The sequence below is a fragment of the Cupriavidus sp. SK-3 genome, from assembly GCF_000611145.1.
In the GTDB taxonomy this organism is placed as follows: domain Bacteria; phylum Pseudomonadota; class Gammaproteobacteria; order Burkholderiales; family Burkholderiaceae; genus Cupriavidus.
Genome location: NZ_JFJV02000129.1, coordinates 221 through 17,368 on the forward strand (window position 1 = coordinate 221; position 17,148 = coordinate 17,368).

A 17,148-nucleotide genomic window follows, 5' to 3' on the forward strand; every position below is an offset into this window, starting at 1 on the left:
CGATGTCGTACGCTTTTGGGTCCAACAACCAACACCGAAAAATTAAAATCAAACTCAAATAAAATTTAGATAAAATTCAGACAAAAAAACAATACCTACCCCTCCAAATGGCAAGCCACCATCTGCCCACCCCCCCTCTCCCTCAACACCGGATCCTCCACCCCACACCGCTCAGTAGCCTGCGCGCAGCGCGGATGAAACCTGCACCCCAACGGCGGATTCAACGGACTCGGCACCTCCCCTCTCAGCACTATCCGCTGCCGCTTCGCCTCCGCCTCAACACTGGCCACCGGCACAGCGGACAGCAACGCCCTGGTGTAGGGATGCCGCGGATTCGCATATAGCTCGTCACGGCTGGCGATCTCCACAATGCGGCCAAGATACATCACGGCAATCCGGTCACTGATGTGGCGCACCACCGCGAGATCGTGGGCGATAAAGACATAGGTAAGCCCAAGACGCCGCTGCAACTCCATGAACACATTGACCACCTGCGCCTGGATCGACACGTCCAGCGCGGAGACCGGCTCATCGCAGACAATCAGGCTGGGTTCGACAGCCAAAGCGCGGGCAATGCCGATGCGCTGGCGCTGGCCTCCCGAGAATTCGTGCGGGTAGCGGTCCGCCATGTAAGGCAACAGCCCCACCATCTGCAACAGCTCCGCGATGCGCGCGCTATAACGCGCCTTGTCGCCCGCCATGCCATGCACTTCCAGCGGCTCACCGATGATGTCGCGCACCTTCATGCGCGGATTCAGCGATCCGAACGGGTCCTGGTAGACCATCTGCACGCTGCGCCGGAAGTTCTTTTCCTGCGCCTTGCTGAAGGTAGAGAAGTCGTCCCCGTCGAAGGCGATCCGTCCGCCGCTGGCGGCGAGCATCTTGATGATGGCCAGCCCGGTCGTGGACTTTCCGCAGCCACTTTCACCAACAAGGCCGAGCGTCTCGCCACGCCTGAGCGTGAACGACACGCCGTCCACGGCCTTTACCGATCCCACTTGACGCTTGATGAAGATGCCTTTGGTCACGGGGAAATGAACCTTGAGATTCTCGACGCGCAGGATCTCGTCGCCGATCTCTCCGCACCGGGGCGCGGCAGGCCCGGCCTGTGTCTCAGTCTGCATCATGGAGGAAGCATGCCTTGTAGTGGTTCGGGCGAACGGCGCGCAGCGCCGGGCGCGACAGGCCGCATTGATCGGCGGCGAGCTTGCAGCGCGGCATGAAGGCGCAGCCGGGCGGCAGCGCGGTCAGGTCGGGCGGCTGGCCGTCGATCGGCACCAGCGGCTGACGGGTATCGCCATCGATGCGCGGCACCGAGGCCATCAGCCCACGCGTGTAAGGGTGCGACGGATGCCCATACAGCTCACGCGCGCTCGCGGTCTCGACCATGCGCCCGCCGTACATCACGGCCACACGATCGGCATAGCGCGCTACCACGCCCAGGTCGTGCGTGATCAGGATCAGCGCTGTGTCCGACTTGCTGGCGAGATCCTTCAGCAAGTCGAGAATCTGGGCCTGCACCGTGACGTCGAGCGCAGTGGTCGGCTCGTCGGCGATGATCAACTGCGGCTTGCAGGCCAGCGCCATCGCAATCATGGCGCGCTGGCGCATGCCGCCCGAGAACTGGTGCGGATAGGCGCCCAGCCGGCTCTCCGCTTCCGGGATCTGCACCTTGCCGAGCAGCTCGCCGGCAATGCCGAGCGCGGTCTTCCACGGCATGCCCTGATGCAGGTTGATCGGCTCGGCGATCTGCTTGCCCACGGTCAGCGCCGGATTCATCGAGGACATCGGCTCCTGGAAAATCATGGCGATGCGGTTGCCGCGAATCGCGCGCATGCGCGCCGGACTGAGCTGCAGCAGGTCTTGTCCGTCGAACAGGATCTCGCCCGATTCGATCCGTCCGGCCGGGCTGGGAATCAGCCCCAGGATCGACAGCGCGGTCACGCTTTTGCCCGAGCCGGATTCGCCGACGATAGCCAGCGTCTCGCCCGGCGCCACGTCGAACGAGACCTGGTCGACCGCCGTGACCACGCCACGGTCCGTACGGAACCGCGTAGTCAGCTTGTTCACCTGCAGAATGGGCTGCGTCATGCGTCTCCTCTGAGCGGCAAAGTGGCAAAGTGGGAAAGTGGCCAATTGCCTGAATGACGGTATTGCGCGGGCCGGGCGCTCCGGCCCGCGCGTTCGCGTCACGGGTTCAGAATCCCATCTTCTTCTTCATGTCCTGGTCGATCCACATCCGCGCGTAGATCGGGCCGGGACGCACCGCGCCTGCACGCAGTTCGGCGTCGTAGTTCCTCACCCAGGGCCACCATGCGGTGTACTGGTAAGGGATCGGCAGCCAGATATACGGCGCATCCGCCAGCACGTCCCGCGTCAGCGCGCGCAATGCCTCCTGGCGGCGGCCGAGGTCGCGCATCTGGAAGGCTTCGTTCACGCGCTGCTCGTACTTCGGATCGCCCCACTGAGCGGCGTTCCACACCTGGCCTTTCACAAAGCTCTTGCGGATCGTGGTGGTCGGGTTGGTATGCCCGTTGCTCATCAGGTAGCCGGGCGCGTTGGTCTTGGTGGTCATGGCCGACAGGAAGGCCCCGTACTCCATCGGCTGGATCTCGATGCGCACGCCGACCTGTTCGAGATAGGCGCCGATCAGCGGCAGCAGCTCCAGGTGCTCGGGCTGGCAGGCGCATACCTGCACCTTGAACGTGAAGCCTTTCGCATAGCCCGCCTCCGCCAGCAGCTTGCGTGCCTTGTCCGGGTTGTAGGTGAACAGCTCCTTCACCGGTTCCGGCATGGCGCTCAGCGGTTCGAAGTAGCCTGTGTAATCCGGATGCTGCGGATAGGCGAACAGTTCGGCATTGCCGCCGTAGAACTGCTTGACGATCTCCTGCTTGTTGACCGCCATGTTCAGCGCGCGCCGCACCCGGACGTCGTTGAACGGCTTGGTGTCGACGCGCAGCGCCACGTACTGGCCATTGGTCGACAACCAGCGCGACCACTTGAGCGCCGGCGCGCTCTTCTTGAGTTCATCGACAGCGGTCCAGCGGACGTACTCCAGCACGTCGAGCTTGCCGGTGCGCAGCATGGTGTTGCGGGTGGATTCGTCCTTGACCGTGCGCAGCACCACCTTGTCGACAAAGGGCAGCTTGTAGTCTTTGCCGCCGATCTTGTCGCTGTCCCAGTACTGCGCGTTCTTGGTATAGGTGCTGGAAGTGCCCTGCACGAAGTTGCTCAGCAGGAAGGGCCCGCTGCCGTTCACATTCTTCCAGTTGCCGGCGCCGGCGGCCGCCACTTCTTTGGGCATGATGCCGGAGTAGTAGCCCCAGCCGAAGCGGTAATCCCATTCGGCGTTGTATTCCTTGAAGCGGAATACCACGGTGTACTTGTCGGTCGCCTCGACCTTGGTGAGGTGGTCGTAGTAGGTCGGGATCTTCTTGGCGCTGCTGTTCATCCGGGTGTAGCTGAAGACCACGTCGTCGGCCACCAGCTCGCGCTCTTCCATCACGCCGGCCTTGGCGGGAAACTTGACGCCCTTGCGCAGCCTGACTTCCAGCGTCAGCGGATCGACCCACTTCCAGCTCTCGGCCAGCTCGCCGCGGATCGCATCCTCCGGCAGCCAGGCGTCTGCCTGGAAGGCATATTTGCCGCCGTTGCGCCTGGACTTGGAAAGATCGGCCACAAAGAGTTGCTCGTAGACCTGCCCGGTATCGTAGTTCTGCTTCCAGTTCCAGTCCGCCAGGTCCCAGGACAAGGCGGAGATGGTCGGGTACATCGAGCCGATTTCGAGATTGCCGCCGTATTTCGGCGCTTCGGCCTGCGCACTGGCCGCACCGGCGGACAGCGCCAGTGCCACGCCCGTTGCCACCGAGACTAATGTTTTTTTCAAACCGCGTCCCTCCATCGTTGTCTCCTAGTTGCGCCCGTCAAGTCGCGACGCAAGCGATGTGCCCGCGCCCCTGGATCCTCCCGGGCCGGCGTCATGGCGCCGGCTTCTGGTATCTCGTTACCGCGTGCCGCGCATGCGCGGATCGAGCAGGTCGCGCAGTGCGTCGCCATAGACGTTGATGGCATAGACGACCACAGTGAGGCAGATGCCGGGGGCCAGCGCCAGCCAGGGCCCCTGGAACATGAAGGTGCGGCCGTTGCCGGAGAGCATGCCGCCCCAGGTCGGCGCCGGCGGCGGCACGCCGAGCCCGAGGAAGGACAGTCCGGACTCGGCCAGGATGGCCGTGCCCACCCGCGTGGTGAACAGCACGATGATGGGCGGCAGCACGTTGGGCAGGATATGGCGCCACAGGATGCGGCCGGTGGAAGCGCCCATGGACTGCGCGGCGTGGACATACATGTTCTCGCGTACCGAGACCACCGCGCTGCGGATGATGCGCGATCCGCCGACGCCCAGCAGCAGGCCCAGCGTGCCGATGATCTGCCAGCTGCCCGGGCCGAGCACGGACACCACCACGATCAGGATCACCAGGTCCGGAAAACTCATCCACGCATCCACCATGCGCTGCACGATCAGGTCGAACTTGCCGCCAAGGTAGCCCGACAGGATGCCGATCACCACCGACACCGCGGTGGCCAGCGTGGCGGCCGACAGCCCGATGATCACGGAAAGCTGCGCGCCATACAGGCAGCGCGACAGCATGTCGCGCCCGAGGTTGTCGGTCCCGAAGGGATGCGCCCACGACGGCGGCTGCAGCCGCTTCATCATGCTGATCTCGTTGACGCCATATGGCGCCAGCCAGTCGGCGAAGACGCCGCAGAACAGGAAGATCAGGCAGATCACCGCGCCGGCGGCGCCCAGCGGCTTCTCCCGAAAGAGGCGCTTCACCAGGGCAAGGGCAGCGACAGCCCAACCCGTGCCGGACATCTCCCGCGGCGGTTGCGCCGCCTGGATTGCGGGGGCGTTTGCGATTGGACGGGCCATCAGCGATGCCTCACTTTCGGGTCGAACAGCCCGTAGCTCAGGTCCACGAGCAGGTTGATGAGCATGACCGCCACGCCGACCACCAGGAACACGCCGGTGATGACGGGATAGTCCCGCTGGTTGACGGCGTCCAGCAACAGCAATCCCATGCCCGGCAGCGCGAAAATCTGCTCGATCACCACCGCGCCGCCGATCAGCAGCGGCGCCTGCAGGCCGATGAGCGTCACCACCGGGATCAGCGCGTTGCGCAGCGCGTGGCGCAGGATCACCAGGCGTTCGTTCAGCCCCTTGGCCCATGCCGTGCGGATGTAGTCCTGGCGCAGCACCTCCAGCATCATCGTGCGCGTCATCCGCATGGTGATGGCGGACAGCGCCATGCCGAGGATGATGGCGGGCACCAGCATATTGCTGATGTGCTGGAGCGGATCGTCGAGGAAGGGGACGTAGCGCACCTCCGGCGACCAGCCCCACCACACCGAAGGAAACACCATGACCATCGTGCCCAGCCAGAAGCTCGGCACCGCCAGCATCAGGATGGAGAAGGAGCGCGCCACGTAGTCGGCCGCGGTGTCCTGCCGGATGGCCGACAGCACGCCGACGGGCAACGCTACCGACAACGCCACGAACAAGGCCAGCGCGCCAAGCGAAAACGTCGCAGGCATGCGCGCCACCACCATCTTCAGCACCGGCTCGCCCTGCCACAGCGACTGGCCCAGGTCGCCGTGCAGCACGATGCTGCCGACCCAGTGCAGGTACTGGCGCCACATCGGCTGGTCCAGCCCGAGCGCGCGGATCAGGTCGTCGCGGCTTTTTGCATCGGCGCTGATGTCGTTCTGGCTCAGCATCAGGTCAACCACATCGCCCGGCACCATGCGCACGATCACGAAGACGATCAGGCTGGCGAACAGCAGCGTGGGCAGCAGCGCCAGCAAGCGGCGCAGGATGTAGGCGCTCATAGCGTGGCGCTCGCTTCGAAGAAAGATACCGTAGATACGATAATTCTTGCCGCCCCGACCATAGCGTCTCCTGTTCGGTGCTTCATGTGGCTGACTCGTGCCGCACGCCTGAATCGTTTTACGCTCAAATAAAGCGAACTACGACCAGAAATAAAGAACCAGCACGACGATTTTCCACCGGACTACTGTTTATGCAGATAGCGTACTTAGCATACCCAGAGTTCTAATTCGTGACAACCGAACTCGCCCTTGAATGTCTAGTGGATTTACCTAGGGTCCGCGTTCGCGGCGCGCACGTTGTGCAATGCAAACCCGCCGGCGCAGGAGCAAGGGCGAGCGCAGGCCCCGCGCCTGCGCGCGGAAGGCCTGCGAACCGGTCTCAGGATGGTGCGCTGCGGCGCTCAGTAGCCGCGCAGCGTGGCCCAGCGATGCGCGTGGAAGTGGGTGTCGCCGAGCAGTGTCTGCGCGGCGCAGGCGCGCTTCATATAGAAGCCGATCTCGAACTCGTCGGTCATGCCGATGCCACCGTGCATCTGCACGCCTTCCTGCACCGCAAGCGTCGCCGTGCTGCCGGCCCGCGCCTTGGCGGCCGATACAAGGGCAACAGGCTGGGCGGGGTTTTCGTCGAGCAACTGCTGGCTGCGCAACACCGCCGCGCGCGTGATCTCGATTTCGCTGAACAGGTGGGCGGCGCGATGCTGCAGCGCCTGGAACTCACCGATGATCTTGCCGAACTGTCTGCGCTCCTTCAGGTACTGCAAGGTGCGTTCGAATGCCTCGTCGGCAATGCCGACGAGTTCCGACGCCAGCGCGGCGCGCGCGATATCGAGAACCTGGTCGAGCATGGCCGCGCCGCCGCCCACCCGGCCGAGCACGGCGCCGGCGTCGACCCGGACATCGCGGAACCGCACCCGGGCCGCATTGCGGGCATCCGCCATCACGGTGCGCTCGATGTCCACGCCATCGCTGCCGCGTGGAACCAGGAAGAGCGTAATGCCATCCGGGTCGGCCGTGTCGCCACTAGTGCGGCCCACTACGATCAGCGTATCCGCGATATGCCCGTCGACGACGAACACCTTGGCGCCGTTGAGCACGTAGCCACCGTCCTGCTGCGCCCCACGCAGCGCTTGCCGCTCCGGCCGGTGCGCTGCGCTCTCGTCGATCGCCAGTGCCGTCAGGTGCTTGCCGGCGGCGATGGCTGGCAACAGCTTCGCCTTTTGCGCTTCGCTGCCGAACCGTGAGATCAGCGATGCGCCAAGCAAGGCGGTGGAGAAGAATGGCGTGGGCGCCAGCGTGCGGCCAAGCGCTTCCATGAGGACGCCAGCCTCCACCACGCCAAGCTCGCTGCCGCCATACTGCTCCGGGATCAGCACGCCGGCAAAGCCCAGTCCGGCGAAGTCCTTCCAGAGCTGGATCGAGAAGCCGGTCTCGTCGCGCGTATCGCGCAGCTTGCGCAACATCGCGACCGGCGCGCTTTCGCGCAGGAATGCCAGGGCGCTGTCCCGCAGCATCTCCTGGGTCTGGTTCAATACGATGGCCATGGTTGTTTTCGAAGCGTGGAGTTCAGGCGGGGTCAGGCGCCGGGCAGGCCAAGCAGGCGCTTGGCAACAATATTGAGCTGCACTTCGCTCGTGCCGCCCTCGATCGAGTTGGCTTTGCTGCGCAGCCAGCCGCGCGCGGTGGCGCCATCCTGGCTGCGCTCGCTCTCCCATTCCAGCGCTTCGCTACCGCCGATCGACATCAGCAGTTCATGGCGCCGCTTGTTGAGTTCGGCCCCGTAGTACTTCAGCACCGAGGAGAACGCCGCGATGCCCTCGCCTTGCCTGGCAAGGTCCACCGCCCGCTCGCCCGCCAGCCCGAAGGCCACCTCGTCGATCTCGAAGGTGGCGATCTGCGCGCGCAGCATCGGCGCATCGACCTCCCCGCGTTCGTTCTGGCCCAGCGTGTCGCGGGCAAGCCTGCCCATCGGCGGGGGCCGCCCCCCGCGCCTGCCGATGGCGCTGATCATTTCCCGCTCGTGCGTCAACAGGTACTTGGCGATGGTCCAGCCGCCGTTCGGCTCGCCTACCAGGTTGCCGCGCGGCACCACGACATCATCGAAAAAGGTCTCGCAGAATGGCGACTTGCCCGAGATCAGCACGATCGGCCGCGTTGATACACCCGGCGTCTCCATGTCGAACAACAGGAAGCTGATGCCGGTATGTTTCTGCGCCGCAAAATCGGTACGCACCAGGCAGAAGATCCAGTCCGCCTTGTCGGCGTAGGAGGTCCAGACCTTCTGGCCGTTGACGACAAAGTGATCGCCACGCTCGTCGGCGCGCGTCTGCAGCGAGGCCAGGTCCGACCCGGCGTTCGGTTCCGAGTAGCCCTGGCACCAGCGGATTTCCCCACGTGCGATCCTGGGGAGATGCTCGCGCTTTTGCTGCTCCGTACCGAACTTCAGCAACGCCGGGCCAAGCATCCAGATGCCAAAACTTTGCAGCGGCACCCGGCAACCAAGCGCCTGCATCTCCTGGCGCAGCACCCTGGCTTGCTCGCGGGACAGGCCGCCGCCGCCGTACTCGCGCGGCCACTCCGGCACCGTCCAGCCCTTCTCGCCCATGCGCGTGAGCCAGAGGCGCTGCGCTTCGGACTGGAAGCGGAACTTGCGCCCACCCCAGCAGATATCGTCTTCGTTGCGTACCGGCTGCCGCATCTCGGACGGACATTGCGCTTCCAGCCAGGCGCGTACCTCCTGCCGGAAGGTTTCCAGGTCATCCACGCTTGTCTCCTTTTTTTAGTTTTGGCTTGCTACGTCCTGCCTGCCGTTCCATGCACATCGGCTTAGCTGGTTATATAAGTCAATCCCGGCAACGTCAATACTCCATTTCCTAAAATGGAGGGAGTGCCCAGCCGTCCCTGCCTTGTATCGCAAAAAACGGCCGAACTAGTATTCACAGACAGTGTGATAGGATTCCTAAAAAACATACCACAAACACGAAACCGCCAACGGCAGCACGCTGGTCCGTTCCCGTGGCGCGTAACGAGGAGACAACAATGGAGGGTGAAGCCATCGGCGCGGCGCGCTGTGCCGTCCCGGCCTTCCCTGGCAGCCGCGCACCGGACCGCACGCGCACCGTCAATGCCGACGGCATCCGCATTGCTGTCCATGAATGGGGCGAGCCCGACGCCACGCCCATCCTGCTGGTGCATGGCGCGCTGGATTTCGCGCGGACCTTCGACGCCTTCGCGCCGCTGCTGGCCGATGGCGGCTACCGCGTGGTCTCCTACGACCAGCGCGGCCACGGAGATTCCGAGCATGCCGACCTGTACAGCTGGGTTGCCGACGAGCGCGACCTGCTTGCCGTGGCCGACTCGGTCACACGCGAACCGCTGATCGCGATCGGACACAGCAAGGGCGGCTCCTTGCTGGTCCACGCGATCCAGGCGCTGCCGCATCGCTTCACCCGCTTCGTTGCCATCGACGGCCTGCCCTTCCGCAACCCGCACGCGGACAGCGCCGTGCGCGAGAAGAAGTCGATGACCGCCCCCATCATCACGCGCTGGCTCGATACGCGCAGGCAGAGCACAAGCCTCCAGCGTAAGCCCGGCACGTTGGAGGAACTGGCCCAACGGCGTGCCCGCATGAATCCGCGTCTGAGCCTGGCATGGCTGCGCTACCTGGCATCGCTGGGCGCGCGGCAGGATGCGGATGGCTGGCGCTGGAAGCTCGACCCCGTGATCGGCGCCTCCGGCTTCGGCCCCATGCGGGCGCGCTGGATGACCGACCGCCTGCCCGGCTTCCCCATTCCCATGCTGGCCATTTTCGGCACCGAACGCGAACCCATGGGATGGGATGCCACCGCCGCCGACCTGGCGCCGTATTTCCCGCCCACGACCCAGGTCCATGTGATGCGCGACACCGGGCACTTCATCCATATCGAGCAACCGCGCGCGACCGCGGACCTCATCCTGCGCCTTCTACGCTCATGACCGTCTACCTGCGCCACAACCGCCTGCGCCTCGCCCTGCATCCGCTAAAGCCCGGCAGTGGTCCCGCGCTGCTGCTGCTGCACGGACTTGGCGAACGCGCACCGCAGGCCCTGCCGCCGGAGTACGCGGCATGGCCCGGCCCGGTACACGCGCTGGATTTCACGGGCCACGGGCTGTCAGACATACCGCGTGGCGGCGGCTACAGTTGCGAGTTCCTGATGGCTGACGCGGATGCCGCACTGGCGCACCTGGGCCCGTCGACCGTGGCCGGACGCGGTCTCGGCGGCTATATCGCCTTGCTGCTTGCCGGCGCGCGGCCGGACCAGGTGCGCGGCGCCATCCTGCGCGACGGTCCCGGGCTTGCCGGTGGCGGCACCGCCGCGCGCAATCCGTATATCCCGGTGGTCGACACCACGCGAACCGGTCCGCCAGACCCTTACGCCATTGCCGACCTGGCCACCGACGTGCGCCCGCCCAGCTATGCCGCCAACTACGCGATGCTGGCGTCGCAGCACTCGGAGACGCCGCAGCCGATCTCGGTCTGTACCCGTGAGCGCCCGGACTGGCTGAAGGCGGTGATCGAGCTGCTGTCGCTGGAGCCGGTGGAACTGGACCAGGCGCTGCATCGATATGCGTCGCTGGCGGCCACGCGTGGAGGCTCGCCGGCATGAAAGCGGAATGCGCGTCAGAAGCCGTGGCGGTGGCCGTGGGCGCCGGAGCGGCCCTGCATGAAACACACGCCCCCGGCGCGCAGCACGAACTGGCGGAACACCATTTCCGCGCTCACGTGCAACAGCACCTGCCGCGCAACGCCCAGGCCTACCTGATCCACGGCATGCTGGGCATGACCGGATTCCGGCTGGTGACCGCCCCCACCTTCGTGCCGGCGTACATCTACCTGCTGTCCGGCTCCAAGCTGGTGGTGGGATGCGTGCTGTCCGCGCAGTACGCGGGCATGGCGATGTCCTCCATCTGGGGCGCGACGCAGATCGAGCATCGCCAGCGTGTGATGCCGCTGATCTACCTGGTGGGATGGCTGGTCCGCCTGCAGATCCTCGGCCTGGGCCTGTCCGCCTTCCTGCTGTCCGGCGACGGCGCGCTGACCGCCGCCGCCGTGTTCCTGCTGCTGTTCGGCCTGTTCAACGGCGTCCAGAATGTCACCTTCAATTACCTGACCTCGAAGATCATCCCGCTGGAGCGCCGGGGCATGCTGAGCGCGCTGCGCAATTTCCTCGGCGGCCTGATCGCGGCGGCGGTGGCTTATCTCGGCGGGCGCTTCCTCGTTGGCGGCAATGTGTTCGGCAATGGCTATGCCACCACCTTCCTGGCGGCGTTCGTCCTCACCAGCCTGGGCATCTCCGCGCTGACGCGGATGCGCGAACCGGTATTGCACGATGTACGGTCGCAGTCCGGCTTTCGCCAGCGCATCCGCGAAGTCCCTGCCCTGCTGCGCGCGGACAAGCACTATGTGCGCTTCTTCGTCGCCCGGGCGCTCGTGGCGTTCAGCATGATGGCGGTGCCGTTCTACGCCATCTACGTCGGCAGCCACCTCCCGCTGTCCGGCGCCACGCTGGGCTACCTGAGCATTGCCTACCTGCTGGCGCAGACCACCAGCAACCTCGCCTGGGGCCGCATCGCCGACCGCTACGGCTATCGCCTGGTGTTCCTGGGCAGCATCGGCCTCTGGGCCGTGTCGACCGCCGCGCTGCTGCTCTGCGATGGGCTGGGCGCATTCCTGCTGGTTTTCTGCGGACTGGGTGCCGGCTTCGGCGGCTACTTCCTGTCCGCGGACAATTTCGCCCTGGAGTTCGGCAACCGGCGCGACCGCCCCATGCTGCTGGCCGTCTCCGACACCGCCACCTACGCCATGATGGCATGCGGCCCGGTCCTCGGCGGGCTGCTGGCGCAGGGCGTGCGCTTCTCGCTTGTATTCGTTGCCGCCATCGCCGTCATGGGCATTGCCTTCGCGCTTGCCCTGCGGGTGGAAGAGCCGCGCCGCCGGCCGCGGCCCGTGCGCGAGGGGAGCGTGTAGCGGGACATCGCCTCAGGATCACCAGGATCGCAGAGATCGCCAGGAGACAAGATGGAATTCAGAACCTATCCGGAGTTCAGCACCCACTACCCGCTTCTGCTCACGACCATCATGAAGCGGCCGGTGCGGATGTACCCCAACGAAACCGGCGTTGTCTACCGCAACCCGGCCACCGGGGAATACTTCCGCTTTACCTGGATGCAGTGGTACCGCCGCGTGGCGCAGCTTGCCAACGGACTGAGCAGCGAACTGAAGGCGCGGGCCGGTGCGCCCGGCGAGCCTGGCGACCGCATCGCAACGATGGCGCTCAACACGCATCGCCACCTGGAGCTGTACTACGGCGTGACGGGCATCGGTGCCACGCTGCACCCGATCAATGTCCGGCTCTCGCCGCAGCACATCGTCTACACGATCCGGCACGCGGGAGACAAGATCCTCTTTGTCGACGACACCCTGATGCCCCTGCTGGAGGGCATCTACGACCAGATCAGGGACGTGGTCGAGACGGTGGTCTATATGTCGGACAAGCCGGGGCTGCCGCAGACGCGGATCCCCGGCATCATCGAGTACGAGACGCTGCTCGCCCGCCAGGCCGATACCTTCGACTGGCCCGCGCTGCACGAGGACGTCAACGCCACGCTGTGCTACACCACCGGCACCACCGGACAGCCGAAAGGCGCGACGTTTACGCACCGCCAGTTGTACCTGCTGACGATTCACATGATGGCGCAGCTCGCCATCGGCAACACGCCGGACCACGATATCGCCGATGGCCTGGGCACGCGCCTGGGCGAAGGCGCGGTGCCGCTGCTGAACACGCCGATGTTCCACATCCACGGCTGGGGCCAGCCGTTCGTCGCGGTCTACAGCGCGCAGAAGATCGTGCTGCACGGCACCTTCACCGTGCAGGGCTTCTGCGAGCTGGTGGAACGCGAGAAAGTGACTTCGGTCGGCATTGTCGCGACCATCGCTGCCATGCTGCTCGAATATCCGGACCTCGGCAAATATGACCTCAGCAGCCTGGTGCGCGTCAGCGTTGGCGGCGGCGCGCTGCCGCTCGGACTCAAGCGCAAGCTGGAAGCCCTGATCCCCACCTTCCGCATGAGCTCCGGCTACGGCATGACGGAGACCGCGCCCACCATCGTCGGCTCGTTCATCAAGAAGACCATGGTGCACCTGGACCGCGACGAGACCGATGCCGTGCTCGTCAAGTCCGGCCTGCCGATCCTCGGCGTGGAGGTGGAGGTCGTGGACGAACAAGGCAAGCCGGTGCCGCAGGACGACCAGACCGTCGGCGAGATCGTCGTGCGCGCGCCCTGGACGACCGAGCAGTACTACCGCAATCCCGAGAAGAGCGCCGAACTCTGGCAGGACGGCTGGCTGCACACCGGCGACATCGCCAAGGTGGATGCCGAAGGCTATATCACCATTGCCGACCGCATGAAGGACGTGATCCGCAGCGGCGCGGAAATGGTGCCCACGGTGCTGCTGGAAAACCTGATCGCGATGGCGGACTTCGTCCACGAGGCCACGGTGGTCGGCGTGCCCGATCCGCTATGGGGCGAGAAGCCCATGGCGCTGGTCAGCGTGCGCGCGGGTTATGAGGCCACCGAGGACAGCGTCATCGAGTTCCTGAAGGTGCATGGCGTGGCTACCGGCAAGATCACCAGGTGGATGTTGCCCAAGCTCGTGGCCATCACGCGGGACATCCCGAAGACCAGCGTAGGCAAATACAACAAGAAGCAGATCCGCGACGACCTGGAGAGATTCCTCGCCATCGCCAGGGATGTGTCCCATCGTCATGAATGAGCATTGAAAAATGCATTCCCAGACCTCAACGCACAGGAGATTTCAAATGCGTGAAGCAGTCATCGTATCCACGGCGCGTACGCCGATCGGCAAAGCCCATCGCGGCGCATTCAACAACACCCAGGCGCAGGAGCTTGGCGCCCACGCCATCTCGCATGCCGTGCGGCGCGCCGGCATCGACCCGGCCGAGGTTGCCGACGTGGTCCTGGGTTGTGCGGTCCAGCAAGGTTCGACGGGCGGCAACATCGCGCGCCAGGCACTGTTGCGCGCCGGCCTTCCCGTCACCGTGCCGGGCATGTCGATGGACCGGCAGTGTGCATCCGGGCTGATGGCAATCGCCACCGCGGCCAAGCAGATCATCGTCGACGGCATGCAGGTGACGGTGGGCGGCGGACTGGAATCGATCTCGCTGGTGCAGAACGACAAGATCAACCGCTACCGGGCGCAGGATCCGCAACTGGTCCGGACGCTGCCGCAGATCTACATGACGATGCTGGAAACCGCCGAGATCGTGGCGCAACGCTATGGCGTAAGCCGGGAGGCCCAGGATGCCTATTCCCTGCAATCGCAGCAACGCACGGCCGCGGCCCAGGAAGCCGGCCGCTTCGACGCCGAGATCGTGCCGATGACGGCGACGATGCTGGTCACGGACAAGGCGACCGGCGCGGTCAGCGAGAAGCAGGTCACGCTTGCCAGGGATGAAGGCAATCGCCCAGGTACCACGCTGGCCGACCTGCAGGCGCTCAAGCCCGTGTTCAAGAACGGGCAGCGCGTCGCGGAAGGCGCATTTATCACCGCCGGCAACGCGTCGCAGCTGTCCGACGGCGCATCGGCCATGGTGCTGATGGAAGCGAAGGAAGCGGAACGCCGTGGCCTGCAGCCGCTGGGCGCCTATCGCGGCATGGCCGTGGCCGGCTGCGATCCGGACGAGATGGGCATTGGCCCGGTCTTCGCGATCCCCAAGCTGCTCAAACAGCACGGCCTGTCCATGAGCGACATCGGCATCTGGGAACTGAACGAAGCCTTTGCGAGCCAGGTACTGCATATCCGCGACACGCTTGGCATTCCCGACGAGCGCCTGAACGTATCGGGCGGCGCGATCTCCATCGGCCATCCCTATGGCATGTCCGGCGCGCGCATGAGCGGCCACCTGCTGCTCGAAGGCAAGTGCCGCGGCGCGAAGTTCGGCGTGGTGACGATGTGCATCGGCGGCGGCATGGGCGCCGCCGGCCTGTTCGAAATCTTCTAGGGACGGCGGAAGCCGCCGGTATCAAGTCACCTACGCAGACCTATTGGAGCCAACCCACATGACAGCCGTCAACGCCGTCGCCGATCTCACCATTGAAGACGACATCGCCGTCCTCACGCTCAACTCCCCTCCGGTCAACGCCTTGTCGGCTGCCGTGCGCACCGGCATCCTGGAGGGCGTCGGGCTTGCCATCGCCGACAGCAAGGTCAGGGGCATTGTCCTGACCTGCGCCGGCAAGACCTTTATCGCCGGCGCGGACATCACCGAGTTCGGCAAGCCGCCGTCCGGCCCGTCGCTGGCCGACGTGCAGGCCGCGATCGAGAACTCGCCCAAACCCGTAGTCGCGGCCATCCACGGCACCGCGCTTGGCGGCGGGCTGGAAGTCGCACTGGTCTGCCACTACCGTGTGGCGGCCAGATCCGCCAGATGCGGCCTGCCCGAAGTCAATCTGGGGCTGCTGCCCGGCGCCGGCGGCACGCAGCGCCTGCCCCGCATCGTCGGACCCGCCAAGGCGCTGGAGATGGTGACGTCCGGCATGCACGTCGGGGCCGCCGCGGCTGCCGAGATGGGGCTGTTCGACCTGGTCACGGACGACGCCGCGCTGCGCGCCGACGCCATTGCCTTCGTCAAGCGCATCAACGCCGAGCAAAGGCCGCTGCGCAAGGTGCGCGACCTCAATGAGAAAGTGGAAGCCGCGCGCGGCAGGCCCGAGCTGTTCGCCGAGTTCCGCAAGGCCAACGCTCGCAAGTTCCGCGGGTTCGAAGCGCCCGAGTACAACATCCGCTGCATCGAGGCCGCGGTCAACCTGCCGTTCGACGAAGGCATGAAGGTGGAGCGCAAGCTCTTCCTCGAACTGATGAACGGCACGCAATCGGCTGCGCAGCGCTACTACTTCTTCGCCTCGCGCCAGGTCTGGAACCTGCCCGATATCCCCGCGGATACCCCCACCATCGAGGTGAAGAAGGTCGGCATCATCGGCGCCGGCACCATGGGCGGCGGCATTGCCATGAACATGCTCAACGCCGGCATTCCCGTCGTCATCGTGGAAACCGCGCAGGAAGCACTGGATCGCGGCGTGCGCACCATCCGCGCCAACTACGACAACACGGCAAAGAAGGGCCGCATCACCGCCGCCGATGTGGACAAGCGCATGGCGCTGCTGACCCCCACGCTGGATCTCGGCCAGCTGGCCGACGCCGACCTGGTGATCGAAGCCGTCTATGAAAACATGGACGTGAAGAAGGACATCTTCGGCAAGCTCGACAAGATCGCCAAACCCGGCGCGATCCTTGCCACCAACACGTCCGCGCTCGACGTCAACGAGATCGCCTCCGCCACCTCGCGCCCGGAATCCGTGATCGGCCTGCATTTCTTCTCGCCGGCCAACGTCATGAAGCTGCTGGAAGTGGTGCGCGGGGACAAGACGTCCAGGCCCGTGATCCGTACGTCGATGGAACTCGCGCGCAAGATCGGCAAGATCGCCGCGCTGGTCGGCGTCTGCCCGGGCTTCGTCGGCAACCGCATGCTCGCGCAGCGTCAGCGCGAAGCGCAGAAGCTGGTGCTGGAAGGCGCGCTGCCATGGGATATCGACCGCGTGCTCTACAACTTCGGCTTCCCGATGGGGCCGTTCGCCATGAGCGACCTGGCCGGCCTGGACCTCGGCTGGATCCGTGAGAAGAGCAGCAGCTCGACGCTGCGTGAAATCCTGTGCGAGATGGACCGCCGCGGCCAGAAAACCGGAGCGGGCTATTACGACTACGACGAGAATCGCAACGCGAAACCCTCGCCCGTGGTCGAGCAGATCATCCGCGACTTCGCCGCCAGGCAGGGGAAGACGAGCCGCGTCGTCTCGGAGCAGGAAATCCTCGAGCGCTGTGTCTACACGATGATCAACGAAGGCGCGAAGATCCTCGAGGAAGGCAAGGCCATCCGCGCGTCGGACATCGACGTGGTGTGGGTCAACGGATATGGCTGGCCAGTGTATCGCGGCGGTCCGATGTGCTATGCCGACACCATTGGCCTGGACAAGGTACTGGCCACGCTGAGGAGCTTCGAATCTACGCTTGGCGCGGATTTCAGGCCGGCGAAACTGTTGGTGGACCTGGTCGCGCAGGGGAAGAAATTCAGCGACCTGAAGTAAAAGCGGGCCGGCCGGGTGCTACCCGGTGATGTCATTGCCCGGCCAGCGCGGCGCCGCCGT

At 65.3% G+C, this 17,148-nt stretch carries 13 protein-coding genes; 6 read left to right on the forward strand and 7 right to left on the reverse strand.

From position 1 onward, the window contains the following. Positions 1 to 95: 95 nt before the first annotated feature. The 7 genes from CF70_RS13555 to CF70_RS13585 form a co-directional block, all read right to left on the reverse strand. On the reverse strand, positions 96 to 1,124 hold the full coding sequence (locus tag CF70_RS13555) for an ABC transporter ATP-binding protein (protein ID WP_051648401.1): 1,029 nt from the start codon (positions 1,122 to 1,124) through the stop codon (positions 96 to 98). Then, positions 1,114 to 2,091 (reverse strand): ABC transporter ATP-binding protein, encoded by a 978-nt coding sequence (locus CF70_RS13560; protein ID WP_035865202.1) that lies wholly within the window; start codon positions 2,089 to 2,091, stop codon positions 1,114 to 1,116. The genes CF70_RS13555 and CF70_RS13560 overlap by 11 nt, the downstream gene beginning before the upstream one ends. A gap of 106 nt (positions 2,092 to 2,197) precedes the next feature. Next, complete coding sequence (locus CF70_RS13565) at positions 2,198 to 3,901, reverse strand: ABC transporter substrate-binding protein (protein WP_035865204.1); 1,704 nt, start codon at positions 3,899 to 3,901, stop codon at positions 2,198 to 2,200. 102 nt (positions 3,902 to 4,003) lie between these two features. Then, positions 4,004 to 4,873, reverse strand: a complete 870-nt coding sequence (locus CF70_RS13570) for an ABC transporter permease (RefSeq protein WP_045235745.1) — start codon at positions 4,871 to 4,873, stop codon at positions 4,004 to 4,006. 56 nt (positions 4,874 to 4,929) lie between these two features. Further along, entirely contained in the window at positions 4,930 to 5,886 is a 957-nt protein-coding gene (locus CF70_RS13575) for an ABC transporter permease (protein ID WP_035865205.1), read from the reverse strand. Between the two features lie 401 nt (positions 5,887 to 6,287). Continuing rightward, positions 6,288 to 7,427 carry an acyl-CoA dehydrogenase family protein gene (locus tag CF70_RS13580; protein WP_035865207.1) on the reverse strand — a complete coding sequence of 380 codons (1,140 nt, stop codon included), beginning with the start codon at positions 7,425 to 7,427 and terminating at the stop codon, positions 6,288 to 6,290. Positions 7,428 to 7,459: 32 nt separating this feature from the next. After that, a complete protein-coding gene (locus CF70_RS13585) occupies positions 7,460 to 8,647 on the reverse strand; it encodes an acyl-CoA dehydrogenase family protein (RefSeq protein WP_035865209.1) in 1,188 nt (395 codons plus the stop codon). Positions 8,648 to 8,922: 275 nt separating this feature from the next. On the opposite strand from CF70_RS13585, the gene CF70_RS13590 reads away from it, so the two are divergent. Genes CF70_RS13590 through CF70_RS13615 form a run of 6 tightly spaced genes read left to right on the forward strand, consistent with a single transcriptional unit; the run spans position 8,923 to position 17,088 of the window. Beyond that, complete coding sequence (locus CF70_RS13590; RefSeq protein ID WP_035865211.1) at positions 8,923 to 9,858, forward strand: alpha/beta fold hydrolase; 936 nt, start codon at positions 8,923 to 8,925, stop codon at positions 9,856 to 9,858. Then, the gene (locus CF70_RS13595; protein ID WP_035865214.1) at positions 9,855 to 10,529 is read left to right on the forward strand and encodes an alpha/beta fold hydrolase; all 675 of its coding nucleotides are present in this window, start codon (positions 9,855 to 9,857) and stop codon (positions 10,527 to 10,529) included. The genes CF70_RS13590 and CF70_RS13595 overlap by 4 nt, the downstream gene beginning before the upstream one ends. Further along, positions 10,526 to 11,890, forward strand: coding sequence for an MFS transporter (locus CF70_RS13600; RefSeq protein ID WP_035865217.1), 1,365 nt, complete (start codon positions 10,526 to 10,528; stop codon positions 11,888 to 11,890). The genes CF70_RS13595 and CF70_RS13600 overlap by 4 nt, the downstream gene beginning before the upstream one ends. A 51-nt stretch (positions 11,891 to 11,941) precedes the next feature. Then, entirely contained in the window at positions 11,942 to 13,699 is a 1,758-nt protein-coding gene (locus CF70_RS13605) for a long-chain-fatty-acid--CoA ligase (protein WP_035865218.1), read from the forward strand. A gap of 46 nt (positions 13,700 to 13,745) precedes the next feature. Further along, entirely contained in the window at positions 13,746 to 14,948 is a 1,203-nt protein-coding gene (locus CF70_RS13610) for an acetyl-CoA C-acyltransferase (RefSeq protein WP_035865219.1), read from the forward strand. Positions 14,949 to 15,006: 58 nt separating this feature from the next. Next, entirely contained in the window at positions 15,007 to 17,088 is a 2,082-nt protein-coding gene (locus CF70_RS13615) for a 3-hydroxyacyl-CoA dehydrogenase NAD-binding domain-containing protein (protein WP_035865220.1), read from the forward strand. Positions 17,089 to 17,148 lie beyond the last annotated feature (60 nt).

Coding starts and splice junctions, on each gene's coding strand:
- CF70_RS13615 (WP_035865220.1), top strand. CDS start 15,007: ATGACAGCCGTCAACGCCGTCGCCGATCTCACCATTGAAGACGACATC.
- CF70_RS13565 (WP_035865204.1), bottom strand. CDS start 3,901: ATGGAGGGACGCGGTTTGAAAAAAACATTAGTCTCGGTGGCAACGGGC.
- CF70_RS13605 (WP_035865218.1), top strand. CDS start 11,942: ATGGAATTCAGAACCTATCCGGAGTTCAGCACCCACTACCCGCTTCTG.
- CF70_RS13610 (WP_035865219.1), top strand. CDS start 13,746: ATGCGTGAAGCAGTCATCGTATCCACGGCGCGTACGCCGATCGGCAAA.
- CF70_RS13580 (WP_035865207.1), bottom strand. CDS start 7,427: ATGGCCATCGTATTGAACCAGACCCAGGAGATGCTGCGGGACAGCGCC.
- CF70_RS13595 (WP_035865214.1), top strand. CDS start 9,855: ATGACCGTCTACCTGCGCCACAACCGCCTGCGCCTCGCCCTGCATCCG.
- CF70_RS13600 (WP_035865217.1), top strand. CDS start 10,526: ATGAAAGCGGAATGCGCGTCAGAAGCCGTGGCGGTGGCCGTGGGCGCC.
- CF70_RS13575 (WP_035865205.1), bottom strand. CDS start 5,886: ATGAGCGCCTACATCCTGCGCCGCTTGCTGGCGCTGCTGCCCACGCTG.
- CF70_RS13590 (WP_035865211.1), top strand. CDS start 8,923: ATGGAGGGTGAAGCCATCGGCGCGGCGCGCTGTGCCGTCCCGGCCTTC.
- CF70_RS13570 (WP_045235745.1), bottom strand. CDS start 4,873: ATGTCCGGCACGGGTTGGGCTGTCGCTGCCCTTGCCCTGGTGAAGCGC.
- CF70_RS13555 (WP_051648401.1), bottom strand. CDS start 1,124: ATGCAGACTGAGACACAGGCCGGGCCTGCCGCGCCCCGGTGCGGAGAG.
- CF70_RS13560 (WP_035865202.1), bottom strand. CDS start 2,091: ATGACGCAGCCCATTCTGCAGGTGAACAAGCTGACTACGCGGTTCCGT.